The sequence below is a fragment of the Pseudomonas sp. J452 genome (assembly GCF_024666525.1).
Classification (GTDB): Bacteria; Pseudomonadota; Gammaproteobacteria; order Pseudomonadales; family Pseudomonadaceae; genus Aquipseudomonas.
Genome location: NZ_CP088294.1, coordinates 2,430,634 through 2,453,578, shown reverse-complemented (window position 1 = coordinate 2,453,578; position 22,945 = coordinate 2,430,634). Strand labels below are relative to the sequence as shown.

The window sequence follows — 22,945 nt, the reverse complement described above, 5'->3', positions numbered from 1 at the left end:
CTACTGTCAGGACGACTCGCCATGCTTCATACCCTCGCCGTCGGCAACTACCGCTCTATCAACAACCTGGTGATGCCGCTGGGCCGGCTCAATCTGATCACCGGTACCAATGGTAGTGGCAAATCCAACCTCTACCGTGCCCTACGCCTGCTGGCCGAAACGGCCCAAGGTGGCGTAGTCAATGCTTTGGCTCGGGACGGCGGATTGGAGTCGACTATCTGGGCGGGGCCGGAAACGATCAGCCGGCGTATGCGTAACGGCGAAGTACCGATCCAGGGTGGTCCACGCCGAGAGGTCGTTCGACTGCGCCTGGGCTTCGCTGCTGAAGACTTCAGCTATGCCATTTCCCTAGGCCTGCCCGAGCCGTCGAGTTCGGCCTTCTCCCTCGACCCCGAGATCAAGCGCGAATGCATCTGGGCTGGCCCCTGCTATCGCCCAGCCGCCCTTCTGGTCGATCGCGAAGGGCCGATGGTGCGCCAGCGTGAGGGCCGTGACTGGCAGGTGCTGGCCCAGCATCTGCCCAGTTACGACAGCCTGTTCGACCAGATTGGCAACGACCCAGGCTGCCCAGAGGTATTCCAGCTACGCGAGACCATCCGCCGTTGGCGCTTTTACGATCACTTTCGTACCGACGCCGAGGCACCTGCCCGCCAGCCGCAACTGGGCACCCGCACGCCTGTGCTGCACCACGACGGGCGCGACCTGGCAGCCGCACTGCAGACTATCCGCGAAATTGGCGACCGCCAGGCCCTGGAACAGGCGATCGCCGACGCTTTCCCCGGTTCCGAATTGAGCATCGATTGCCAACCCGGTGGGCGCTTCAGCGTCGCCTTGCGCCAAGAAGGCCTGCTGCGCCCCCTGTCGGCAGCTGAGCTATCCGACGGCACCCTGCGCTACCTGCTGCTGGTGGCTGCCCTGCTCACCCCCAGACCGCCCTCGCTAATGGTGCTCAACGAGCCGGAAACCAGCCTGCATCCGGATCTGCTACCGGCGCTCGGGCGGCTGATCATCGAGGCTTCGCGGCATACCCAGGTGTGGGTGGTGTCCCACGCCAGTCGGCTGATCGCCGCACTGGAACAACACCCGGAATGCAACTCCATCGTCCTCGACAAAAGCTTCGGACAGACCGCCATCCAGGGCCAGAGCCTGCTCAATGAACCCGCTTGGCACTGGCCGGATTAGGCTCGATCTGCCTGCGGACTGGCCACCGAGCGCGGCTGGCGGAACACCAGCACATTGCCCAGCATCACCAGCAGCAGGCCGAACAACGCTGGCGCCGTCCACTGGTAGCCCTCGGCGAACACCGAGATATTCAGCGCCACCACCGGGAACAGCACGGTGCAGTAGGCCGCACGTTCCGGGCCGAGGCGCCCGACCAGGGTCAGGTAGGCGGTGAAGCCGATCACCGAGCCGGGAATCGCCAGGTACAGCAGGGTGCCGACATAGCGCGTGCTGTACTCGAAGGTGAACGGGATGTCGCTGACCAGGCAGTAACCGACCAGCAGCAACGCGCCGTAGAGCATGCCCCAGGCATTGGTGGTCAGCGGTCGTAGGCCGGCCTGCTGCTGCAGGCTGGACAGCAGGTTGCCGGCGGAGAAACACAGCGTACCGATCAGCGCCAGGCCCAGGCCGATCAGGCTTTCGCGGCTGGCCTCGTGGCCCGCCAGTTGCGGCCAGAACAGCAGGCCCAGGCCGAGCATGCCCAACGCGCCGCCGGCCAGCACATTGGCGGCGATCCGCCGGCCCATGAAGATCCGTGCATTAAGGGCATTCCACAGGGTCGCGGTGGAGAAGATCACCGCCACCAGCCCGCTGGGAATCCACTGGCTGGCGGTGTAGAAGCACATGAAGTTGATGCAGAACAGGCACAGGCCCTGCGCCAGGCAGATCAGCTGGCCCCGGCGGTTCATCGGTTGCAGGCGGCCGCTGAGCAGCAGAATGGCGAACAGCACCAGGGCCGCCAGGGCGAAGCGGTAGGCGATGGACACCGGAATGGCCACCTCGCCCAGCTGCAGCTTGAGGGCGATCCAGGTGGTGCCCCAGATCAGGACGGTCAACAGGTACAACGACAGGTTCATGACCAGGCTCCGTGAGACAGGCCTTTAGTCTCGACCCGCTAGGCCGCCTGCGCTTGCACAAAATTGCGCTTATCTGCGCCAGGCCGGTGGCATCGGCGCATGCCGGGAGTAGGATGGCAACTGTCCAACTCAGCACTCACACGTCAATGACCAGCCTCGCCCACAACCAGGTTTTCCAGTCCCTCAGCAGCTCGCCGCACGCGCGCCTGCTGCATGGTGCCGAGCTGGGCGACGACTTGGCTGCGGCGCTGTGGACCAACCACCACGATGCCCGCGACTACCAGGGGCCGAGCCAGCACACGCTGTCCTGCTACCTGGCCGGCGGCACCGGCACCTTTCGCCGCGAGAAGCCCGGCAGCAAGGGCGCGCCGGACAAGCTGTGCATCCTGCCGGCCGGTCACGAGTCGTCCTGGGTGATCAATGGCGAAATCTGCCTGGCCCACCTTTATGTGAGCCCCGAGCGTTTCGCCGCCAGCGCGGTCACCCTGCTCGACCGCGAGCCGCGCGAACTGCAGCTGCGCGAAAGCACCTTCCTCGACGATCCGCAGCTGGCCGGGCAGTTTCGCCAACTGGTACAGCTGGACTGGGACGAACCCGGCGAGCGCCTGCTCGGCAGCAGCCTGGCGCACGAGATGATCAGCCATGTGCTGCTGACCCAGGTCGGTCTACGCCAGGGCCTGAAGGTCAAGGGTGGTCTGGCGCCGCACCTGCGCCGCCGGCTGGCCGAGTACATCGAGCAGCATCTCGACCAGCCCCTCAGCCTGGGCGAACTGGCCCAGCTGGCGGCGCTGTCGGAATACCACTTCGTGCGCATGTTCCGCGCCAGCTTCGGCCAGCCGCCACACCGCTATGTGTTGCAACGGCGCCTGCTGCGTGCACGCCAGTTGCTGCAGCACAGCCGCCTGCCCCTAGGCGAGATCGCCCTGGCCTGCGGCTTCGCCAGCGCCAGCCACTTCAGCAATCGCTTCCGCGCCGCCTTCGGTGCCGCCCCTGGCCTGCTGCGCGCCAGCCGCGGCGGTTGAGTCATCGCCCTGTAGCCCGGGCTTCAGTCCGGGGCTGGCAGACGAACCCGGACTGAAGTCCGGGCTACCGGTGAATCAGAGCAGCAGCGCCACGCCCCCTGCCACCGGCAGCAGGCCGGCCAGCGGCAACACCCAGCGTGCTTTCCAGGCCAGCAGGCTGACCAGCAGCACGCCGGCCAGCATCAGCTGACACAGCCACAGCACAGTGCCGATCTCGCCGCCTTCGCCGCGCATGCACAGCAGCAGACCGATAACCATGCCGACCACGGCCAGGCCGCGCAGCAAGCGCTGGCGCGCTAGCGCGGGGGCACCGCTGAGCAGCAGCTTGTGGTGGCGCGACATGGCCAGGCACAGGCCGGTCATGGCCAGGTAGTTGAGAGCAAAGCCGAGCAGCAACATCAGATGGCCTCCTCGACCAGAACACGGCGGGCGCGGGTGGCCTGGGCCTGTTGCGGCTGGGCGCAGCGCCAGGCAAACAGGGCACAGAGCAGGCCGCAGAGCAGCAGGAACAGATCGATGCCGGCCAGCGCCCAGTCGCCACGCAACAGGCTGGACGGCAAGCCGCCATGGCTGGTGGTCAGCACATTCACCAGCGGCAACCCAAGGGCCAGCACCGCACCCAGAGTCAGCTGCTGGCTGAGCAGACTGCGCGGCTGGTTACGGCGCAGTACCGCCCACAACGCCAGCAGCAGCCAGCTGCCAACGAACACCCAAGCCTCGGCCGTGGCCCGTTCGGCCAGGTCGGCGGGGATCAACCGGTTACCCCATAGCAGCGCCAGGCTGGCCAGCGGCAGGCCGGCGAATACCGCGCCGTTGAGCGCCCGCACCAGGCCGATGCCGGCACCGCCACGAGCTTCACGCTTGGCCAGCCAGACCTGCAGGCCACCGACCAGCATGGCGCAGCCGGCCAGGCCGAGCAGCAGGTAGAGCAGGCGCACCAGCGTGCCGCCGAACTGCGCCATATGCAGGCCGGCCAGCCAGCTATAGGCGCGGTAGGCGGTCGAGGCCTGCTGCTGATTGAGCAGCTCGCCGCTGGCGGCGTCGTAGCTCAGGGTGTCCTGCGGCGAGCCGATGCGCGAGTTGTCCAGACGGCGGATATCCACCACTGCCGCCACATCGCCCGGATGATGCACGCTGACCCAGCCGGTCTCGCCGCCGTTCCAACGCTGGCGCGATTGTTCGATCAGCTCATCCAGCGACATCTGGCTCGCCGCCTTCTGCCCGACGCCCTCGCGCGAGTAACCGCCCATCACGTCGGTGAAGAACTGTTCGACATTGCTGTTGTAGGCCACCTGCGCCCCGGCCGGCATATAGGTGGCGACGAAGATCGCCACGCCGGTGTAGGCCAGTACCAGGTGGAAGGGAAAGCCGATCACGCCGAACAGGTTGTGCGCATCCAGCCAGGCGCGCTGGCCATTGGCATTGGGCCGCAAGGTGAAGAAGTCCTTGAAGATACGCCGATGGATGATCACCCCGGACACCAGCGCCACCAGCATGAACATGCCGGCCAGGCCGACGATGTACATGCCGAGCGTGCCGCCATGCAGGTTGTAGTGCAACTCGAAGAAGAAGCCGCCGCCGAGGGTTTCCGCCATCGGCTGCTGGCTAGCCGGGTCGAAGGCGACGTCGTGCATTTCCTCGGTCTTGTCCACTTCCCAGCCCAGGCGCCAGAACGGCTCACGACTGGTCGGCCCATGCATCCAGAAGGCATGCAGCTCATCGCTGACATTCGTCTCCAGCCAGCCGCGCACCTGATCGGCCGTCATGCTCGAGGCCACGCCCTGGTGCAGCGCCGGACGCATCCAGCGCTCCAGTTCCTTGTCGAAACAGGCCAGGGTGCCGGCGAAGATGATCACGTAGAGCAGCCAGCTTGGCAGCAGGCCGCCCCAGGTATGCAGGCCGGCCATGGATTGACGCAGGCTCATGGGCGTACTCCCAGTTCAGTCGGCAGGAAGGCGGCCAGGCACAGGACAGTGGTCAGGCCGACCAGCCACAGCCAGGCGCGGGTCGCGCTGCGGGCGGCGAACACGTAGATCACCGCCGCCGTCCACACGGCGAAGCAGGCCAGGCTGGCGTACACCACGCGGTCGGCTCGAACCAGCGGCAGGTACACGGAAAAGAACGCGGTAAAGCCATAGGCCAATGCATAGCCGCCGAACAGGGCGGCCAGCACACGCGAGGCGATGCTCCAGCGCGACAGGGGAAGGTTCTTGCTCAAGATCGGCTCGCTGTTTTCGGTGAATAGGTGCCTGCTGCTCAGACCGGGAGCAGCCAGCAACTACGAATCAGAGCCATATAGTATTGAGAAACACTTGCACTGGAAAGCTATTAGCAGCCTGGTCGTGCCACTCCCTACAGCGTGATCAGGTCGCGCGGCCCGGTAAACCGCCCAAAGCGGCCAAGAAGCGCTTCAGACTTCGCCGGCCTCGCGCTCCTGCTCCCGACCAAGACGCGATGGCGCCTGCACCGAAGGGAAGCGCGAGGAGGCATAGCGCACCACCAGAATCGCCAGGCCGAGCAACAGGATGGCGCCAGACACATAGACCACGCCCATATCCGGGCGATTGTGGTGCGACACGTCGGAAATCAGCAGACGGGTCAGCGCGGTGATCGCCACGTAGATGAGGAAGCGCACCGGCATATGGTTGGTCTTGAAGTAGATGCCAACCATGGCCCCCAGCTCCAGGTAGATGAACAGCAGGAGGATGTCATCCACCGTGATATGGCCCTTTTCCAGCATGCCGAGAAAGGCCACCACCGAGGCCCATGCGGTAATGCCGCCGATGCCGAACAGCGCCAGATAGTGGAACGACTCCACCATCAGATTGCCGACGGACTGCGCAAAGTCATGCATGCCCTCGCGCAGGGCTTCGATCTGTTTCGATTTCACGCTGTTACTCCTGACTACTCTTGATTGGCCATGCTGGCACTAGCTGATGACGGTTATGCAGAATGGAGGCCAGTGTGACGCCCAGGCTTTTGCCTCGGGCACAGCGACGGGGCTGCCGGCAAAGACTTTGGCGCAGGCCTTGCAGCAACGACACATCTCTTTATACTGTATGCAAATACAGTATTTTTCTTCCCAACAGATACAGGAATGAGGTGATGAATGGCCGTCGAAGTGGTGTACCGCAGCAGCCGCGACCTGGAGCGCTTGTTCATGGATAAGGCCGAAGCCGATCGTTACGACAAGATGCTGGAACTGGCCGAAGCGCTGTCCGAGGCGCTGCAGAAGGCCGTGCCATCGCTCAGCGAACAACAGGTGGAAGAACTCGGCATCTTCATGGCGAAGAACCGCGACACCTTCGCCAAGGCTTTCAAGAACCAGCCGGAAGCCCTCGCCGAACTGGGCGCAGAAAGCGCCGAGTGATTGCGCACCGCCATGCGTGCATGGCGTGCCCCTGGCAGCTCTGCTCGGCCAGAACGAACGCCCAAGGCATTACTGCCTTGGGCGTTGCTGTTTTCAGGCGCGGTACTGAACTGCGCTAGCCGTACAACAGCCGCTCCGCCAGCCGGTCGGCAACCCGCGCCGGCGAGTGTTTGTCGGCCTGGGCATGGGCGTAGATATCGGTCAGGCGCAGACCGATCTGCGCCAGGTGCGCGGTGATCGCCGGCAGCTCATAACCCCGATGTTGCAGCGAGACATAGATCAGCCCGCCGGAATTGATCACGTAGTCCGGCGCATAGAGGATGCCGCGCGCCTCCAGCTCATCGGCGATCTCGCCACTGGCCAGCTGGTTGTTGGCCGCACCGGCCACCGCCGCGCAGTGCAGGGTGCCGACCGTCTGGGCGTTGAGCACACCACCCAGGCCACAGGGCGCGAGGATCTCGCACGGCGTGCTGAGCAATGCCTCGCTGCTCACCGCATGGGCACCGAGCTGCTCCACCGCCAGCTGTACGCGGCCGGGGTCGAGGTCGCTGACGAACAGCTCCACCCCGGCGGCCGCGAGTTGCTCGGCCAGGGCGAAGCCGACGTTGCCGAGGCCTTGCACGGCGATGCGCAGGCCCTCCAGATCACTGCTGCCGAGGCGCGCCAGGGCGGTGGCGCGGATGCCGGCATAGACGCCCATGGCGGTGTGCGGCGACGGATCACCGGCGCTGGTGGTACTGGTCACGTGCTGGGTGTACTGGGCGATGCAGTCCATGTCGGCGCTGGAGGTGCCGCTGTCCATCGCAGTGATGTAGGCCCCCTTGAGCGATTCGATCATGCGGCCGAAGGCCTCGAACAGCGCACCACGGTTATCCACATGGCCCGGACGGATGATCACCGCCTTGCCGCCGCCCTGTTCCAGGCCGGCCAGAGCGGCCTTGTAGCTCATGCCCTGGGCCAGGCGGATGGCATCGCGCACGGCGCTGTCGGTATCGGGATAGGCGAGATAGCGACAACCGCCAAGGGCGGGGCCGAGGCGTGTGTTGTGGATGGCGATGATGGCCTGGAGGCCGGTGGCAGGGTCTTGCGCCAGATGCAGGGCTTCGAGCCGGGCGCGTTCCATCATGGCGAACATGCGGATTTCCTTGCTGGCTTTACAGGCCAGTATAGGTCGGGCGCTACCTGCGGCTGGGTTGACTGGGTATAAGCCACCCAGTCCTGATAACCAGAGTCACAGTGAACGGCTCAGATCACGCCCCGATGAGAACCGCCACAGCATTGGCACTCAGCGCCCTTGTACCTTCCACCACTGGCAGAACTCCTCCAGCGCGGTCCAGATCGGCACCTGCGGATCGTAGTCCAGGTACTGCCGGGCGCGGCTGATGTCCAGGGAGAAATCCCGCGCCATCACTGCCACACCGAGACGGAACAGGCTCGGCTCCGGGCACCCCGGCAGCACCTTGCAGACCATCTCGTTGAGCGTCGCCGCGGCATACGCCAGGCCATAGGGCATGTGCTTGCTCACCGGCGGCAGGTCGAACTGGCGCAGGACGAAATTGACCACATCCCACAGTGGCACCGGCGCGCCATTGCTGATGTTGTACACCTTGCCCAGCGCCGGCCCGGCGGCCAGCAGGCTGCTGAACAGGGCGTCGTTGAGGTTCTGCATGCTGGTGAAGTCGACCTTGTTCAGGCCGTTGCCGATGATCGCCAGGCGACCCTTGCGCTGCATGTTGATCAAGCGCGGAAAGATGCTGGTGTCGCCAGCGCCGGTGACGAAGCGCGGACGCAGGGCGATCACCTCCAGGCCGAACTCCTGGGCCTCGAAGACCTTCTGCTCGGCCAGGTACTTGGTCGCACCATAATGATCGACGAAGGTCTTCGGCACCTGCTCTTCCTTCAGGCCGACATGCGACTTACCGTCGAAATACACCGACGGCGACGACAGGTGCACCAGGCGCCGCACCTTCTGCCCCAGACAGCCCTCGATGATGTTCTGGGTCAGGCCGACATTGCCCCGCTGGAAGTGCTCGCGGCTGCCCCACACGCCCACGGCGCCGGCGCAATGCACCACGGCTTCGACATCGCGACACAGGTGATGCACCAGGTCGGCATCGGCCAGGTCGCCCTGGACGAACTCTGCACCACGTTTGATCAGGTGCTGCACACCCTCGGGGCGGCGACCGTTGACCCGCACACGCAAACCCTGCTCCAGGGCGAACCGGGCAAAGCGTCCGCCGATAAAACCGCTCGCCCCCGTTACCAGAATTTTCATGCGCCTCTCCCCTGCGGTGCTTGTTGTAGCAGCGACTCTAGCAGCCTCGCCCCCGTCCGGCTGTGACATGGCAAGCCAGAAAACCGGCCTTGCGAACGGTTATCGCACATTATTTTTGACGCTCGTTAAACAATTCGCACGCTTCTTGCAGAATTTTTGACAGTCACCCTCTTTTGTAACCCTTCTACCCGTGGAGCCAACGGAAATGCCGTTACGCCTAAAACTCGCGCTCAGCTACCTGATGATCGGCCTGATCCCGGTACTCGCCATGGCTTTCACGGCCTACCACCAGGCCAGCCAGGCCCTGCAGGAGCAAACGCTGAACGCCCTGGAGGCCGTAGCGAATATCAAACAACGGCAACTGCAGGACAACTGGCAGTCCCGGCACAACCAACTCAGCACCCTGGCCAGCAACCTCGGCACCAGCTACGCCGGCCTGGACGCCGTCGCCCTGGTCAGCACCGCCAACTATGACCGACCGATCTTCGAGAACTTCATCAAGACCTTCGGCTACCGCGACCTGAAGCTGATCTCGACCGACGGCAAGGTGCTGTTCAGCGTGCTGCGCGGCAGCGACTACCAGCAGAACCTCAACGACGCGAGCTGGCGTGACACGCCCATGGGCCGCCTGGCGCGCGCCAGCCTGGACAGCCAGCAGGCGCTGATCAGCGACCTGGCGAGCAACCCGCAGACCAGTGAGCCCAGTCAGTTCCTGGTGGCGCCGATCCTCAGCGACGGCGAACTGCAAAGCCTGCTGATGCTGGAACTGCCGATCGATCCGCTGAATGCGGTGATGCAAACCCGTCAGGGCCTCGGCGAAGCCGGGGAAACCTACCTGGTGGGCAGCGACGGCCTGCTGCGCTCCGACTCGGTACGGTTCAGCGAACTGCAGGTCAGCCGTGGCGGCGCGCAGACCGCACCACTCAGCGGCCAGGCGCTGACGCTGGCGCTGCAGGGGCAGCAAGGTCGCCTGGCCGAACCAGGGCTGGACGGCAAACCGGCGCTCAAGGCCTTCGTGCCGCTGGAGTTCAACGGCCAGCGCTGGGCGCTGATCGCCGAGATGGACCAGGCCCAGGCCTTTGCCCCGGTGCGTGAGCTGCTGTGGCAAGTGCTCCTGCTCGGCCTGCTGACCATCGCTGGCGTGGCACTGGCCACCTGGCTGGTCAGCCGCAGTGTGATGCGTCCACTGGGTGGCGAGCCGAGCAACATGGCGGACCTGGCCCGGCGCCTGGCCGCCGGCGAACTGCGCCTGGCCAGCCAGGACACCCCGCACAGCGGGCTGATGCAGGCCCTGCATGAAATGGCCGGCGCCTGGCGCGAAGTGATCGAACGTCTGCGCCAGGCCAGCAGTGCGGTGGGCGATGCCAGCGGCGACATCCTCGGCGCCGCCGGGCAGACCAGCAGCCGCCTCGACCAGCAGCAGGAAGCCCTGGAAATGGTGGTCAGCGCGGTCGACCAGATGGCCGCCACCGTGCAGGAAATCGCCAGCAACGCCAGCCAGAGTGCCGATGGCAGCGCCGCCGCACGCGAAGCCTTCGTCACCATGCAAAGCACCCTGCAGCGCATGATCGGCCGCCAGAACCAGTTGCTCGACGGCCTGCGCCAGGCCGACCGGGTGGTGCAGACCCTGGCCGGCGACAGCCAGCAGATCGGCTCGGTGCTCAGCGTGATCGGCGCCATCGCCGAGCAGACCAACCTACTGGCGCTCAACGCCGCCATCGAAGCGGCGCGGGCCGGCGAACAGGGCCGCGGCTTTGCCGTGGTGGCCGACGAAGTACGCAACCTGGCCCTGCGCACCCGTACCGCCACCGAGGAAATCGTGCAGATCATCGGCGCCCTCGGCGACTCCTCCGACGAGGCGCTGCAGCGCATGCAGGGTTCCACCGAGCAGGCCCGCGCACTGGAAGACGAAACCCAGGCCGTACTCGGCTCGCTGGATCACCTCAGCCAGTCACTGGAAGGCGTGCATGCCCTGGCCTTCCAGATTGCCGCGGCCGCCGAGCAGCAGGCGGCCACCACCCAGGAGGTCAACCAGCACATGCACCGCCTGCACGAGATGACCGGGGAAAACCGCCAGACCGCCGCCCACACCCGCGACTGCGGCGAGCACCTGCGCAAGGTGGCCGGCAGCCAGGAGCAGTTGGTGGCGCACTTTCAGCTTTGAATGGTTCTAGCGTAGGGAGGGTGAAGCCCGCGTTGTCGGTACCGCGGGTTGCACCCGCCCTACGCCTTGACCAGCCAGCCACGCCGCGGGGGCAGCGGTGAAATGTGTGCCTGTAGGAGCCAGCTTGCTGGCGATCATTGATCCGCTGATCGCCAACAAGCTGGCTCCTCCGTCAAAGGCAAAGTCAGCCTGGTAGCCCGGATGCAATCCGGAGAAAACCGCCGGCACCATTCCCGGATTGCATCCGGGCTACGGCTCGACCAGCCAGCCGGCCACTCCGCGGTGCAGGTGTTCGGTCAGTGCCGTCAGCAGCTCGCCGCCGTTACGCCAGTGGTGCCAGTACAGCGGCACATCCAGCGGCAGGTCGGGAATGATCTCGACCAGCGCGCCGCTGGCCAGCTCGCGCTGCACCTGCAGCTCAGGCACCAGGCCCCAGCCGAAGCCGGCTTCGGTCAGACGCACGAAACCTTCCGATGATGGGCACAGGTGGTGGGCGAAACCGCCCTCCACGCCCAGCTGCGCCAGGTAGCGATGCTGCAGCAGGTCGTCCGGGCCGAAGACGATGGCCGGAATCCGCGCCAGGTTCTCCGCCTGCACACCTCGGGGAAAGTGCCGATCTATAAAGGCAGGGCTGGCCAGGGCACGGTAACGCATGGCACCCAGCGGCAGGGAGCGTGCGCCCGCCACAGGGCGCTCGGCCGCACACACGCAGGCGGCTACCTCGCCGGCACGCATGCGCTTGAGGCCGACGTCCTGGTCTTCCACCACCAGATCCAGCAGCAAGCGGTGCTCAGCGCAGAAGTCGCCCAGCGCTCGCGCCCACCAGGTCGCCAGGCTGTCGGCATTCAGGGCGATGCGCAGGCGCTCGGGCAGGCCGCCATCGTCCAGCGCCGGCACCTGGCCCTGCAGGTCGCGCTCGAGCAAGCGCACCTGCTGCACATGGTTGAGCAGGCGCCGGCCGATCTCCGTGGGCGCGGGTGGCATGGCACGCACCAGCACCGGCTGGCCGACGCGCGCCTCAAGCAGCTTGATCCGCTGCGACACTGCCGACTGCGACAGGCCGAGCAGCTGTGCGGCCCGCTCGAAACCGCCCTGCTCCACCACCGCAGCCAGGGCCGCGAGGAGTTTGTAGTCGAACAAATCAGTTCTCCTAATGAGAGATCAGCATGATTTGTTTTTCTTATACATGAGCGCAGCGGAAACTGCCCGGCAACGATCACCGCAATCCTCACAAGGAAGCCCCCATGGCCGGCGAAACTTCACTCGGCAAACTGCTCGGCAGCCTGTCACCTCAGCTCAACCCCGGACGCTATGTGTTCTGCAGCGTGGCGAGCGACAGTCCGCTGGACATACAGAAGATCATTGGCAGCTTTCGCGAGGCCGAAGGCCTGACCCTGATCCTCGCCCAGGAAGAGGCCGACCGCCTGGGCCTGAGCTATGACTACGTCGCCGCCTGGATCAGCCTGAGCGTGCACTCGGCGCTCGCCGCCGTCGGCCTCACCGCTGCCTTCGCCAGCGCCCTGGCCGCCGCCAATATCAGCTGCAACGTAGTGGCCGGTTTCTACCACGATCATCTGTTCGTCGCCGCAGCCGATGCCGAGCGGGCCATGGCCGTGCTGCGCCAGCTCGCCGCCAGCCAGGTTGAGGAGTGAGCGCCATGTGGCAGAGCTATATGAACGGTCTGCTGGTCGCCGCCGGCCTGATCATTGCCATCGGCGCGCAGAATGTCTTCGTCCTGGCGCAGAGCCTGCGCCGCGAACATCACCTGCCGGTCGCCGCATTGTGCGTGCTGTGCGACGCCCTGCTGGTCGCCGCCGGGGTCTTCGGCCTGGCTGCGCTGCTGGCGCAGAATCCGCTACTGCTCGGCATCGCCCGCTGGGGCGGCACCGCCTTCCTGCTCTGGTACGGCGCCAAGGCCTTGCTGCGTGCAGTGCGCCCGCAGGCCCTGGAGCAGAGCGAGAGCAGTGGCCCGCGCTCGCGCCGCGCCGTGCTGCTAGCAGCACTGGCAGTTACCCTGCTCAACCCGCATGTGTACCTGGACACCGTGCTGCTGATCGGCTCGCTCGGCGCCCAGCAGCCGGATCCCGGCGCCTACACCCTGGGCGCGGCCAGCGCCTCGCTGTTGTGGTTCTTCAGCCTGGCCCTGGGCGCGGCCTGGCTCGCGCCCTGGCTGGCCCGCCCCGCCACCTGGCGCCTGCTCGACCTGGGCGTGGCGCTGATGATGTTCGCCATGGCCTATCAGCTGATGCGTTCCATGTAAGGCGTGGCAAAGGCCCTGGCACCGGCTTTTCCACACAGTTGCTGCGTGGTTAAGGCCCGGCTCGGGTGCTATGATCCCCGGCTCGCGGCGCAAAGAGGACAAACTCTCCGCCGCCAGTCCGGCCGCCCGTGAACGGCCCCTGTGCGCACCGCGCGCCCCCGACCTGAGTAGGAGATAGACCATGGCTTTCGAATTGCCGCCGCTGCCGTACGAGAAAAACGCCCTCGAGCCGCACCTGTCCGCCGAGACCCTGGAATTCCACCACGGCAAACACCACAACACCTACGTGGTGAACCTGAACAACCTGGTGCCGGGCACCGAGTTCGAAGGCAAGAGCCTGGAAGAGATCATCAAGACTTCCTCGGGTGGCGTGTTCAACAACGCCGCACAGATCTGGAACCACACCTTTTACTGGAACTGCCTGTCGCCGAACGGCGGCGGCCAACCGACTGGCGCCCTGGCCGACGCGATCAACGCGGCTTTCGGTTCCTTCGACAAGTTCAAGGAAGAGTTCAGCAAGACCTCCATCGGCACCTTCGGCTCCGGCTGGGGCTGGCTGGTGAAGAAGGCTGACGGCTCCCTGGCCCTGGCCAGCACCATCGGCGCCGGCTGCCCGCTGACCAGCGGCGACACCCCGCTGCTGACCTGCGACGTGTGGGAACACGCCTACTACATCGACTACCGCAACCTGCGTCCGAAGTACGTCGAGGCGTTCTGGAACCTGGTCAACTGGGACTTCGTGGCGAAGAACTTCGCTGCCTGAGTCACCCCCAGTTCCAACAAGAAACCCGGCTAAGGCCGGGTTTTTTGCTTTCTGCAGACTGTATTCACAGCAACTTCTGCGGCGCCATCGGCAAATTGAGACGCTCGGCCTTCTGTACCGCCCGGGTCAGTACCTGATCGGCGGTCACCGGGCCGAGGTACTCGCACAGGCCTATATACAGCAAATTCAGCAGTACCCGCAGGTGCTCCAGCGAGAGCGCCGTCAGCCCCAGTGAGCCGCCCTGCTCCAGCCAGCCGCGCAGGCGCAGACGCAGCTCGGTGTCGATCTGCATGCCATTCAGGTTACCGGCGGCGAAACGCCGTAGACGCGGCACCATCTCCGGGTCGAGCAGGCTGAACAGGGCCTGACTCAGGGCATCGAAGGTCTGCCGGGCGAGCGCATCCGGCCCGGAAACCTCCTCCGCCTCCAGGCCTTCGCCCTGACGCCAGGCGTGCACCCGCGGCGCCGGATCGGGCAGCAGATTGCTGGTCGGCCCGGTCAGTGCGCCGACCAGCTCGCGATACAGACGCGCGCGCTCCAGCTTGCGGCCGCTGCGCTGCGCCACTTCGGCGAGGAACTCGTTGAGGGCGAAAGGCGGCTTGTCGGCGTACTTGGCCTCCCACAGTGATAGCAGCGGCAGCAGCTCATCTTCACCGAAGTGCCCGGCCAGCCCGGTATAGATGGCGCGACGACGGGTAGTCAGGCTCATCTCACACCCTCCGCGTCAATTCGGCGCCATCGAAGGTCAGCGACTGGTTGAACTCCGGGTAACCGATTTCAGCATGTTCGGCATAGTCCAGGCCGCGCTGCTCATCCTGGGTGCTGGTGCGCAGGCCGATGGTCTTGGCCAGGATGAAGTACAGCGCCAGGGCCAGCGGAAAAGCCCAGACGAAGGCCATGCCGGCGCCGATCAATTGCACGCTGACGCGCGCCCAGCTGAACAGGTCGCCGGTAAAGAACAGACCGGCGGCAACCGTCCCCCAGACACCGGCCAAGCCATGCACCGGGATGGCCCCCACCACATCGTCGAGGCGCAGGCGATCGAGCAGGCGCATGCCGAAAACCACCACGACACCCGCCACCAGCCCGGTGAGCATGGCGAAGCCCGGCAGCATGGTCGCGCAACCGGCGGTGATGCCGACCAGCCCGCCCAGCGAGCCATTTACCGTGGTGCTCAACAGCACCGGACTGGATGTGGTGCGCAGGGCCAGCATCGCCCCCACCGCACCGCAGGCCGCGGCCAGGTGGGTATTGAGGGCGATCAGGCCGATGCTTGCATTGATCGCCAGGGTGCTGCCGGCGTTGAAGCCGAACCAGCCGAGCCAGAGGATGAAACCACCCAGGGTAACCAGCACCAGGTTGTGTCCGGGAATCGCCCGCGGCGTGCCGTCTTTGGCAAAGCGCCCCAGGCGCGGACCGAGCACCATGATCCCGGCCAACGCACACCAGGCGCCGACGCTATGAACCACGGTGGAGCCGGCAAAGTCGATGAAACCCATCTTCGCCAGCCAACCCTGGCCGCCATAGATACCGCTCCACACCCAGCTACCGAAGATCGGGTAGATGAAGCCGCTGATCACCACCGCGCCGACCAGATAGGCCGCGTAGCGGGTGCGCTCGGCCATGGCGCCGCTGGCGATGGTCGCGGCCGTGGCGGCGAACATCATCTGGAACAGCAGGAAGGTGAAATCCCAGGGTTCGCCCTGATGCGGCGCGAAGTGGCTCATGCCATACCAGCCGGTGGCATTGGCACCGAACATCAGGCCGAAGCCGACCAGCCAGAAGACGATGCCGCCGACACAGCCATCCATGTAATTCTTCATCATCACGTTGACGGCATTCTTCGCTCGCGACATGCCGCTTTCCAGCAGGGCGAACCCCGCCTGCATGAAGAACACCAGGGCACTGGCCAGCACCACCCAGGCACTATTCAGCTCGACGTCCGTAGCGGCATGGGCCAGCGACGGAAAGAACAAGGCACACAGCGACAGCAGGTAGATCTTCATGGCAAGTCCCCCGACACAGTGACGGACAAGCCTTAGCAACTCTTGCGCCAGCTCTGAGCCCCTCAGGCGAGAGGCCATCGCCATGCGCTCGCACCAAGGCAGAGCGCATCACCAATTGCATACTCCGCTCATGCGCCAGCGCAGAACAATGCTAAAAAATCCGCTCGATGACGTAATGGCCCTTTGACGGCTTCCACGCATTTGCCAATACTCACAACGGTCAGTAGGCTCCGGCAGATAACAAGGAATACGCATTTGAAGCTGGAATTGAAAAACAGCCTGTCGCTCAAACTGCTCCGAGTGGTTCTGCTTTCGGCGCTGATCGTTGGCGTGGTGCTCAGCTGTGCACAGATCGTCTTCGACATCTACAAGACTCGCCAGGCCGTGGCCAGCGATGCCCAGCGCATCCTCGGCATGTTCCGCGACCCCTCGACCCAGGCCGTCTACAGCCTGGATCGCGAGATGGGCATGCAGGTCATCGAAGGCCTGTTCCAGCACGAAGCGGTGCGCTACGCCGCCATCGGCCACCCCAACGAACCGATGCTGGCCGAACGCTCGCGCGAGCTGATCGAATCGACCAGCCGCTGGATGACCGATCCGATTCTCGGCAAGGAGCAGGTGTTCAGCACCCAGCTGGTGGGCAAAGGCCCCTACAGCGAGTACTACGGTGACCTCAACATCACCCTCGACACCGCCAGCTACGGCGAGAACTTCCTCACCACCTCGGTGATCATCTTCATCTCCGGCGTGTTGCGCGCCCTGGCCATGGGCCTGGTGCTGTACCTGGTCTACCACTGGCTGCTGACCAAGCCGCTGTCGAAGATCATCGAGCACCTGACCAACATCAATCCGGACCGCCCCAGCGAACACAAGCTGCCCATGCTGCGCGGCAACGAGAAGAACGAACTGGGACTGTGGATCAACACCGCCAACCAGTTGCTGGAATCCATCGAGCGCAACACCCACCTGCGCCGCGAAGCCGAGACCAGCCTGCTGCGCATGTCGCAGTACGACTTCCTCACCGGCCTGCCCAATCGCCAGCAGCTGCAGCAGCAGCTCGACCAGATCCTCGAAGACGCCGGCCGCCTGCAACGCCGCGTCGCGGTGCTGTGCGTCGGCCTGGACGATTTCAAAGGTATCAACGAGCAGTTCAGCTACCAGACCGGCGACCAGTTGCTGCTGGCCCTCTCCGATCGCCTGCGCAGCCACAGCGGCAAACTCGGTGCCCTGGCTCGCCTCGGCGGCGACCAGTTCGCCCTGGTCCAGGCCGATATCGAACAGCCCTATGAAGCCGCCGAACTGGCGCAGAGCATCCTCGACAGCCTGGACACGCCCTTCTCCCTGGAGCAGCAGGAAGTCCGCCTGCGCGCCACCATCGGTATCACCCTGTTCCCGGAAGACGGCGACAGCACCGAGAAGCTGCTGCAGAAAGCCGAACAGACCATGACCCTGGCCAAGAGCCGTTCGCGCAACCGCTACCAGTTCTACATCGCCAGCGTCGACAGCGAGATGCGGCGCCGCCGCGAACTGGAGAAGGACCTGCGCGAGGCCCTCGGGCGCAACGAACTGCATGTGGTGTATCAGCCGCAGGTCGACTACCGCGACCATCAGGTGGTCGGCGTCGAGGCCCTGCTGCGCTGGCAGCACCCGCAACACGGCTTCGTCCCGCCAGACCTGTTCATCCCGCTGGCCGAGCAGAACGGCACCATCATCGCCATCGGCGAATGGGTGCTGGACCAATCCTGCCGCCAGCTGCGCGAATGGCACGATCAGGGCTTCACCAACCTGCGCATGGCAGTCAACCTGTCCACCGTGCAGCTACACCACGCCGAACTGCCACGCATGGTCAACAACCTGCTGCAGGTCTACCGCCTGCCGGCACGCAGCCTGGAGCTGGAAGTCACCGAAACCGGCCTGATGGAAGACATCACCACCGCCGCCCAGCACCTGCTCAGCCTGCGCCGCGCCGGCGCGCTGATCGCCATCGACGACTTCGGTACCGGCTACTCCTCGCTGAGCTACCTGAAGAGCCTGCCGCTGGACAAGATCAAGATCGACCGCAGCTTCGTCCAGGATGTGCTGGAAGACGAAGACGACGCCACCATCGTGCGCGCCATCATCCAGCTGGGTAAGAGCCTGGGCATGCAGGTCATCGCCGAAGGCGTGGAGACCACCGAGCAAGAGGCCTACATCATCGCCAACGGCTGCAACGAGGGTCAGGGCTACCTGTACAGCAAACCGCTGCCGGCCCGCGAAGTCACCCTGTACCTGAAGCAGGCCCGGCGCCTGAATACCGCCAGCAACCCTGCCACGCTGTAACCACTCGATAGTGCCGAAAGGCCGCCCTTAGCCCTGGCGCTGTCCCCTTAAGAAAAACGCCGCGATCTCCCGAGGAGTCGCGGCGTTTTTTTCTGCGGCAAGTGCAGCGGCCATGCAACGGGATAATGACTTTCTGCCAATACGGACAGTCCCCTCTCCCACTTGTGGGAGAGGGTTAGGGAGAGGGGCGGAGTGGCCTGCCCACACTCCCCCCGGCCCCTCGGCTTTGGCTTCCTGCGTCGCCCTACCGCCTGCATCCATGCAGTCGTCTCCCGTGAACGGGAGAGGGGAGCAAAGCACTTAAGTGCACAGCCTTACAGACTCAGTCCCTCTTTGCCCATCGCGGCTGCAATCAGGCCGGTCGCGGCAAGCAACATTGCAGCCATCCGCTCACCAGCAATCCCCACCAACAAAAAGGCCGGGCTAAGCCCGGCCTTTGCACATCCCACTTGGTATCAGGCCGCGCGGCGCAACAGCACGAAGCCCGCCCCGGCACAGATCAGTGCCGGCACCAGCACCGCCAGCAGCGGCGAGAAGCCGAATACCAGGCTCGATGGGCCGAGCAGGTCCTGAGCGATGCGGAACACGAAACCCACCAGCACACCGGTAAACACGCGCTGACCGAGGGTCACCGAGCGCAGCGGGCCGAAGATGAAGGAAATCGCCATCAGCACCAGCGCCGCCGTCACCAGCGGTTGCAGCACCTTGGTCCAGAACGCCAGCCAATAGCTGCCATTGTTCAGGCCCTGCTCGCCGAGGTAGCGGATATAGCGCCACAGGCCGCTGATCGACAGAGAGTCCGGTTCCATCACCACGGTACCGAGCAGCTGCGGGTTAAGCTCGACATCCCAGCGTTCGATCGGCGCGTCGATCACCTCGGTGCTGCGCTCGCGGAAATGCGTAGTCTTGACGTCTTCCAGCTGCCAGTGATCGCCCTGGTACAAGGCACGGCGGGCAAAGCTCGAGGAAAGCAGGTGCCGCTGGTCATCGAACTGATAGCGGGTCACGCCATACAGCCGACCATTCGGCTGCACGGCGTTGATGTGCACATATTCCTGGCCCTGGCGATGCCACAGACCGCGCTTGGAGCTTTGCGCCTCGCCGCCGCCCTGGGCCATGGAGCGATGGGCCTGGGCCAGGTTCTCGCTCCAGGGCGCCAGGTATTCGCCGATCAGCACGCCGACCAGCATCAGCACCAGCATCGGCTTCATCACCGCCCAGACGATACGGCTGACCGACACGCCAGCCGCACGCATGATGGTCAGCTCACTGTTGCTGGCCAGGCTGCCCAGACCAATCAGACAGCCGATCAGCGCAGCCATCGGCAGCATCTCGTAGATACGCCGCGGCAGGGTCAGCAGGACATACACCAACGCCTCGAAGGTGCCATAGGCCTCGCCCACGTCGCCCAGTTCGTCGATGAAGGCGAACAGCAGCGCCAGGCCGACAATGATTCCCAGCACCGCCAGGATGGCGTAGAACACGCTGGTTCCGATGTAACGATCAAGCCTGACCATGGGCCATCTCCTTCACTGCGCGGCGGCTGGCCAGCTTGAGTTGCAGAGGCGTCCAGCAGAACAGCCCCAGACCGATCAACAGGAACAGGCCGTGCACCCACCACAGCCCCAGATCCTGGGGAATCTTGCCCTTGTCCAACTGGCCACGGGCACCGATCAGCAGCGCCAGGTAGGCCATGTACAGCAGAATCGCCGGCAGCAGCTTGAGGAAGCGACCCTGGCGCGGATTGACTCGCGACAGCGGTACCGCCAGCAACACGACGACAAATACCAGCAGCGGAATCGACAGGCGCCATTGCAGCTCGGCCTGATAACGCGGGTTGTCGCTACCCAGCAGTTCGCGGGTAGGAATGGCCTCGCGCTCACTGATCTCGCTGCTCACCGACGGCTTGGGCAACAGCACGCCATAGGTCTCGTACTGGATCGCCCGGTAGTCAGCCTGGCCCGGGTTGCCATCGTAGCGGTAGCCATTTTCCAGGATCAGGTAGCGGCTGCCATCGGCCTGGATCACCTGGCGACCTTTCTCGGCGACCAGCACGGTGATGCCACGCTCCTTATTTTTCTCCGCCTTGTCGCGGCTGAAGCGCTTCTCGGAAATGAACACCCCGGACAGCTGCGCCCGATCCGCCGAGAGGCTTTCCGTGTAGGTAACCCGCGAGCCATCCTTCATCGCCTGGAAACGGCCGGGCACCAGAGTATCGAACTCGGTCAGGGCATCCTGCTGATTGAGGATCCGCGTGACCTCGGCCACCCCCTGCGGCGCCAGACCCAGGCTCAGCCAACCCGTCAGCACGGCCACCAGCGCCGCCGGCGCCATGGTGTAGGTCAGCAGGCGCTTGTTGCTCATGCCGGTGGCCGACAGCACGGTCATCTCGCTGTCCAGGTACAGGCGCCCGTAGGCCAGCAGGATGCCGAGGAACAGACCCAGCGGCAGGATCAGCTGGAGGAATCCGGGCAGACGGAAGCCCATGATCATGAACAGCACGCCGGGGTCGAGCAGACCCTGCGCCGCCTGGGCCAGGTACTTGATGAAGCGCCCGCTCATGATGATCACCAGCAGTACGGCACTGACCGCACTGAGGGTGAGCAGCACTTCGCGAGACAGATAGCGGAAGACGATCAAACCAGACACTCCAGGGTTGTCAGGCTCCGGTGGCTACGCTCAAACTAGCCGCACCTTTGCCGGCCTGCAGCACATGCAGGCCCTCGAAAAAATAGCGGGCATTATCCGCCAAACCCGACTCTTTGTCTTGGGGACAGCTCACCATGGAATTCCTCGTCAAAAGCACCCGTCCGGAAACCCTGAAGACCGCCACCCTGGTGGTCACCCTCGGCGAAGGGCGCAAGCTCGGCGCGGCGGCCAAGGCCGTCGATGAGGCCAGCGGTGGCGCTATCAGCACCCTGCTCAAGCGCGGCGACATCGCCGGCAAACCCGGGCAGACCCTGCTGCTGCACAGCCTGCCGGGCCTCAAGGCCGAGCGCGTGCTGCTGCTTGGCAGTGGCAAGGGCGAGCTATCCGACCGCCAGTACCGCAAATTGGTTGCAGCCGCACAGGGCGCACTGAAAGGTCTGGGCGGCACTGATGCCGTGCTGGCCCTCGGCGAACTCAAGATCAAGGGCCGCGATGCCTACGGCAAGGCGCGCCTGCTGGTGGAAACCCTGGCCGACGGCGAGTACCTGTATGACCAGTTCAAGAGCAAGAAGGCCGAACCCAAGGCGCTGAAGAAGATCACCCTGATCGCCGACAAGGCCGAACTGGCCGACGTCGAGCGCGGCAGCCTGCACGCCCAGGCCATCGCCAGCGGCATGGCCTTCACCAAGGACCTCGGCAACCTGCCGCCGAACCTCTGCCACCCCAGCTACCTGGCCGAAGAAGCCAAGACCCTGGGCAAGGCGCACAAGAACCTCAAGGTCGAGATCCTCGACGAGAAGAAACTCAAGGAACTCGGCGCCGGCGCCTTCCTCGCCGTCGGCCAGGGCAGCGCCCAACCGCCGCGCATGATCGTCATGCACTACCAGGGTGGGCAGAAGGATGAACAACCCTATGCCCTGGTCGGCAAGGGCGTCACCTTCGACACCGGCGGCATCAGCATCAAGCCGGCCGCCGGCATGGACGAGATGAAGTACGACATGTGTGGCGCCGCCAGCGTGTTCGGCACCCTCAAGACCGTGCTCGAACTGCAATTACCGATCAACCTGGTGTGCCTGCTGGCCTGCGCCGAGAACATGCCCAGCGGCAGCGCCACCCGCCCCGGCGACATCGTCACCACCATGAGTGGGCAAACCGTGGAAATCCTCAACACCGACGCCGAAGGCCGCCTGGTGCTGTGCGATACCCTGACCTATGCCCAACGCTTCAAGCCGCAGGCGGTGATCGACATCGCCACCCTCACCGGCGCCTGCGTGGTCGCCCTCGGCGCCCACACCTCCGGCCTGCTCGGCAACAACGACACGCTGATCAAGCAACTGCTCAAAGCGGGCGAACACGCCGACGACCGCGCCTGGCAGCTGCCGCTGTTCGACGAATACCAGGAACAGCTGGACAGCCCGTTTGCCGACATCGCCAACATCGGCGGGCCCAAGGCCGGCACCATCACCGCCGCCTGCTTCCTGTCGCGCTTCACCAAGGACGTGCACTGGGCCCACCTGGACATCGCCGGCACCGCCTGGATCAGTGGCGGCAAAGACAAGGGCGCCACCGGTCGCCCGGTACCGCTGCTGACCCAGTACCTGCTGGATCGGGTCAAGTGAGGATCGAGTTCTACGTTCTTTCCACCGCCACCCCGGCAGACCGCCAACGCGCGGCCTGCCAGCTAGCACTGAAAGCCTGGCGCGCCGGCATGCCGGTGTTCGTGCGCGGCGCCGACCAGGCCCAGTGCGAAGAGCTGGACGAACTGTTGTGGCGCTTCAAGAACGACAGCTTCGTGCCCCATGACCTGCACCAGCACAATCCGCAGGCACCGGTGGTACTCGGCCTGGACGAGCCACCGGCGACCAGCCAGGGCCTGCTGATCAACCTCAACCCGGCACTTTCGCCGCATCTGCAGCAGTTCAGCCGGGTCATTGAGATCGTCAACCAGGAGCCGCAATTGCTCGCTCTGTGCCGCGAGAATTTCCGCCTGTACCGGCAGAAAGGCTATGATCCGCAGCGTGTAGAGCTCTGATTCAAGC

At 65.0% G+C, this 22,945-nt stretch carries 22 protein-coding genes; 10 read left to right on the top strand and 12 right to left on the bottom strand.

Annotation, left to right across the window (positions count from 1 at the left end):
• The first annotated feature begins 21 nt into the window (after nt 1-21).
• A complete protein-coding gene (locus tag LRS11_RS11165; protein ID WP_260493072.1) occupies nt 22-1,182 on the top strand; it encodes an AAA family ATPase in 1,161 nt (386 codons plus the stop codon).
• Here LRS11_RS11165 and LRS11_RS11160 read toward each other — a convergent pair.
• Nucleotides 1,179-2,078: a DMT family transporter gene (locus LRS11_RS11160; RefSeq protein ID WP_260493071.1), complete on the bottom strand. Its 900-nt coding sequence runs from the start codon at nt 2,076-2,078 to the stop codon at nt 1,179-1,181. The genes LRS11_RS11165 and LRS11_RS11160 overlap by 4 nt on opposite strands.
• 146 nt (nt 2,079-2,224) lie before the next feature.
• On the opposite strand from LRS11_RS11160, the gene LRS11_RS11155 reads away from it, so the two are divergent.
• On the top strand, nt 2,225-3,100 hold the full coding sequence (locus LRS11_RS11155; RefSeq protein WP_260493070.1) for a helix-turn-helix domain-containing protein: 876 nt from the start codon (nt 2,225-2,227) through the stop codon (nt 3,098-3,100).
• A gap of 75 nt (nt 3,101-3,175) precedes the next feature.
• On the opposite strand, the gene LRS11_RS11150 is transcribed toward LRS11_RS11155, so the two are convergent.
• The 4 genes from LRS11_RS11150 to LRS11_RS11135 form a co-directional block, all read right to left on the bottom strand.
• On the bottom strand, nt 3,176-3,499 hold the full coding sequence (locus LRS11_RS11150; protein ID WP_260493069.1) for a DUF3325 domain-containing protein: 324 nt from the start codon (nt 3,497-3,499) through the stop codon (nt 3,176-3,178).
• Nucleotides 3,499-5,025: a PepSY domain-containing protein gene (locus tag LRS11_RS11145; RefSeq protein WP_260493068.1), complete on the bottom strand. Its 1,527-nt coding sequence runs from the start codon at nt 5,023-5,025 to the stop codon at nt 3,499-3,501. Before LRS11_RS11145 ends, LRS11_RS11150 begins: the two co-directional genes overlap by 1 nt.
• Nucleotides 5,022-5,318: a DUF3649 domain-containing protein gene (locus tag LRS11_RS11140; RefSeq protein WP_260493067.1), complete on the bottom strand. Its 297-nt coding sequence runs from the start codon at nt 5,316-5,318 to the stop codon at nt 5,022-5,024. The genes LRS11_RS11145 and LRS11_RS11140 overlap by 4 nt, the downstream gene beginning before the upstream one ends.
• Before the next feature lie 192 nt (nt 5,319-5,510).
• Nucleotides 5,511-5,954, bottom strand: a complete 444-nt coding sequence (locus LRS11_RS11135) for a phosphate-starvation-inducible protein PsiE (RefSeq protein WP_409519810.1) — start codon at nt 5,952-5,954, stop codon at nt 5,511-5,513.
• Nucleotides 5,955-6,209: 255 nt separating this feature from the next.
• On the opposite strand from LRS11_RS11135, the gene LRS11_RS11130 reads away from it, so the two are divergent.
• Complete coding sequence (locus tag LRS11_RS11130; protein WP_260493065.1) at nt 6,210-6,470, top strand: YebG family protein; 261 nt, start codon at nt 6,210-6,212, stop codon at nt 6,468-6,470.
• A gap of 115 nt (nt 6,471-6,585) precedes the next feature.
• Here LRS11_RS11130 and LRS11_RS11125 read toward each other — a convergent pair whose 3' ends face one another.
• Both LRS11_RS11125 and LRS11_RS11120 read right to left on the bottom strand, forming a co-directional pair.
• Nucleotides 6,586-7,605: a Glu/Leu/Phe/Val dehydrogenase dimerization domain-containing protein gene (locus LRS11_RS11125; RefSeq protein WP_260493064.1), complete on the bottom strand. Its 1,020-nt coding sequence runs from the start codon at nt 7,603-7,605 to the stop codon at nt 6,586-6,588.
• 150 nt (nt 7,606-7,755) lie between these two features.
• On the bottom strand, nt 7,756-8,745 hold the full coding sequence (locus tag LRS11_RS11120; RefSeq protein ID WP_260493063.1) for an NAD-dependent epimerase/dehydratase family protein: 990 nt from the start codon (nt 8,743-8,745) through the stop codon (nt 7,756-7,758).
• Nucleotides 8,746-8,950: 205 nt separating this feature from the next.
• On the opposite strand from LRS11_RS11120, the gene LRS11_RS11115 reads away from it, so the two are divergent.
• Entirely contained in the window at nt 8,951-10,909 is a 1,959-nt protein-coding gene (locus LRS11_RS11115) for a methyl-accepting chemotaxis protein (RefSeq protein WP_260493062.1), read from the top strand.
• A gap of 249 nt (nt 10,910-11,158) precedes the next feature.
• Here the strand turns inward: LRS11_RS11115 and LRS11_RS11110 are convergent, their stop codons facing one another.
• Complete coding sequence (locus LRS11_RS11110; RefSeq protein ID WP_260493061.1) at nt 11,159-12,049, bottom strand: LysR family transcriptional regulator ArgP; 891 nt, start codon at nt 12,047-12,049, stop codon at nt 11,159-11,161.
• 104 nt (nt 12,050-12,153) lie between these two features.
• Between LRS11_RS11110 and LRS11_RS11105 the strand changes: the two genes are divergently transcribed.
• The 3 genes from LRS11_RS11105 to sodB all read left to right on the top strand — a co-directional run bounded on the left by LRS11_RS11105 (nt 12,154) and on the right by sodB (nt 13,932).
• Nucleotides 12,154-12,561: an ACT domain-containing protein gene (locus LRS11_RS11105; RefSeq protein WP_260493060.1), complete on the top strand. Its 408-nt coding sequence runs from the start codon at nt 12,154-12,156 to the stop codon at nt 12,559-12,561.
• Nucleotides 12,562-12,566: 5 nt separating this feature from the next.
• Nucleotides 12,567-13,169 (top strand): LysE/ArgO family amino acid transporter, encoded by a 603-nt coding sequence (locus LRS11_RS11100; protein ID WP_260493059.1) that lies wholly within the window; start codon nt 12,567-12,569, stop codon nt 13,167-13,169.
• A 181-nt stretch (nt 13,170-13,350) separates the two neighbouring features.
• Nucleotides 13,351-13,932 (top strand): superoxide dismutase [Fe], encoded by a 582-nt coding sequence (gene sodB / locus LRS11_RS11095; RefSeq protein WP_260493058.1) that lies wholly within the window; start codon nt 13,351-13,353, stop codon nt 13,930-13,932.
• Between the two features lie 64 nt (nt 13,933-13,996).
• On the opposite strand, the gene LRS11_RS11090 is transcribed toward sodB, so the two are convergent.
• Nucleotides 13,997-14,641: a hypothetical protein gene (locus LRS11_RS11090; RefSeq protein ID WP_260493057.1), complete on the bottom strand. Its 645-nt coding sequence runs from the start codon at nt 14,639-14,641 to the stop codon at nt 13,997-13,999.
• Between the two features lies 1 nt (nt 14,642).
• Nucleotides 14,643-15,938, bottom strand: a complete 1,296-nt coding sequence (locus LRS11_RS11085; protein WP_260493056.1) for an ammonium transporter — start codon at nt 15,936-15,938, stop codon at nt 14,643-14,645.
• A 255-nt stretch (nt 15,939-16,193) separates the two neighbouring features.
• Here LRS11_RS11085 and LRS11_RS11080 point away from each other — a divergent pair, with 255 nt between their 5' ends.
• The gene (locus tag LRS11_RS11080; protein WP_260493055.1) at nt 16,194-18,257 is read left to right on the top strand and encodes a putative bifunctional diguanylate cyclase/phosphodiesterase; all 2,064 of its coding nucleotides are present in this window, start codon (nt 16,194-16,196) and stop codon (nt 18,255-18,257) included.
• Between the two features lie 455 nt (nt 18,258-18,712).
• Here the strand turns inward: LRS11_RS11080 and lptG are convergent, their stop codons facing one another.
• Together lptG and lptF are read right to left on the bottom strand one after the other, a co-directional pair.
• Nucleotides 18,713-19,774: an LPS export ABC transporter permease LptG gene (lptG, locus tag LRS11_RS11075; RefSeq protein ID WP_173203997.1), complete on the bottom strand. Its 1,062-nt coding sequence runs from the start codon at nt 19,772-19,774 to the stop codon at nt 18,713-18,715.
• Nucleotides 19,761-20,897: an LPS export ABC transporter permease LptF gene (gene lptF, locus LRS11_RS11070; RefSeq protein WP_260496900.1), complete on the bottom strand. Its 1,137-nt coding sequence runs from the start codon at nt 20,895-20,897 to the stop codon at nt 19,761-19,763. Before lptF ends, lptG begins: the two co-directional genes overlap by 14 nt.
• 143 nt (nt 20,898-21,040) lie before the next feature.
• On the opposite strand from lptF, the gene LRS11_RS11065 reads away from it, so the two are divergent.
• Nucleotides 21,041-22,525, top strand: a complete 1,485-nt coding sequence (locus tag LRS11_RS11065; RefSeq protein WP_260496839.1) for a leucyl aminopeptidase — start codon at nt 21,041-21,043, stop codon at nt 22,523-22,525.
• A complete protein-coding gene (locus LRS11_RS11060; RefSeq protein WP_260496838.1) occupies nt 22,522-22,938 on the top strand; it encodes a DNA polymerase III subunit chi in 417 nt (138 codons plus the stop codon). The genes LRS11_RS11065 and LRS11_RS11060 overlap by 4 nt, the downstream gene beginning before the upstream one ends.
• Nucleotides 22,939-22,945: the final 7 nt, after the last annotated feature.

Coding starts and splice junctions, on each gene's coding strand:
- LRS11_RS11165 (WP_260493072.1), top strand. CDS start 22: ATGCTTCATACCCTCGCCGTCGGCAACTACCGCTCTATCAACAACCTG.
- LRS11_RS11160 (WP_260493071.1), bottom strand. CDS start 2,078: ATGAACCTGTCGTTGTACCTGTTGACCGTCCTGATCTGGGGCACCACC.
- LRS11_RS11155 (WP_260493070.1), top strand. CDS start 2,225: ATGACCAGCCTCGCCCACAACCAGGTTTTCCAGTCCCTCAGCAGCTCG.
- LRS11_RS11150 (WP_260493069.1), bottom strand. CDS start 3,499: ATGTTGCTGCTCGGCTTTGCTCTCAACTACCTGGCCATGACCGGCCTG.
- LRS11_RS11145 (WP_260493068.1), bottom strand. CDS start 5,025: ATGAGCCTGCGTCAATCCATGGCCGGCCTGCATACCTGGGGCGGCCTG.
- LRS11_RS11135 (WP_409519810.1), bottom strand. CDS start 5,954: ATGCATGACTTTGCGCAGTCCGTCGGCAATCTGATGGTGGAGTCGTTC.
- LRS11_RS11130 (WP_260493065.1), top strand. CDS start 6,210: ATGGCCGTCGAAGTGGTGTACCGCAGCAGCCGCGACCTGGAGCGCTTG.
- LRS11_RS11125 (WP_260493064.1), bottom strand. CDS start 7,605: ATGTTCGCCATGATGGAACGCGCCCGGCTCGAAGCCCTGCATCTGGCG.
- LRS11_RS11120 (WP_260493063.1), bottom strand. CDS start 8,745: ATGAAAATTCTGGTAACGGGGGCGAGCGGTTTTATCGGCGGACGCTTT.
- LRS11_RS11115 (WP_260493062.1), top strand. CDS start 8,951: ATGCCGTTACGCCTAAAACTCGCGCTCAGCTACCTGATGATCGGCCTG.
- LRS11_RS11105 (WP_260493060.1), top strand. CDS start 12,154: ATGGCCGGCGAAACTTCACTCGGCAAACTGCTCGGCAGCCTGTCACCT.
- LRS11_RS11100 (WP_260493059.1), top strand. CDS start 12,567: ATGTGGCAGAGCTATATGAACGGTCTGCTGGTCGCCGCCGGCCTGATC.
- sodB (WP_260493058.1), top strand. CDS start 13,351: ATGGCTTTCGAATTGCCGCCGCTGCCGTACGAGAAAAACGCCCTCGAG.
- LRS11_RS11090 (WP_260493057.1), bottom strand. CDS start 14,641: ATGAGCCTGACTACCCGTCGTCGCGCCATCTATACCGGGCTGGCCGGG.
- LRS11_RS11085 (WP_260493056.1), bottom strand. CDS start 15,938: ATGAAGATCTACCTGCTGTCGCTGTGTGCCTTGTTCTTTCCGTCGCTG.
- lptG (WP_173203997.1), bottom strand. CDS start 19,774: ATGGTCAGGCTTGATCGTTACATCGGAACCAGCGTGTTCTACGCCATC.
- LRS11_RS11065 (WP_260496839.1), top strand. CDS start 21,041: ATGGAATTCCTCGTCAAAAGCACCCGTCCGGAAACCCTGAAGACCGCC.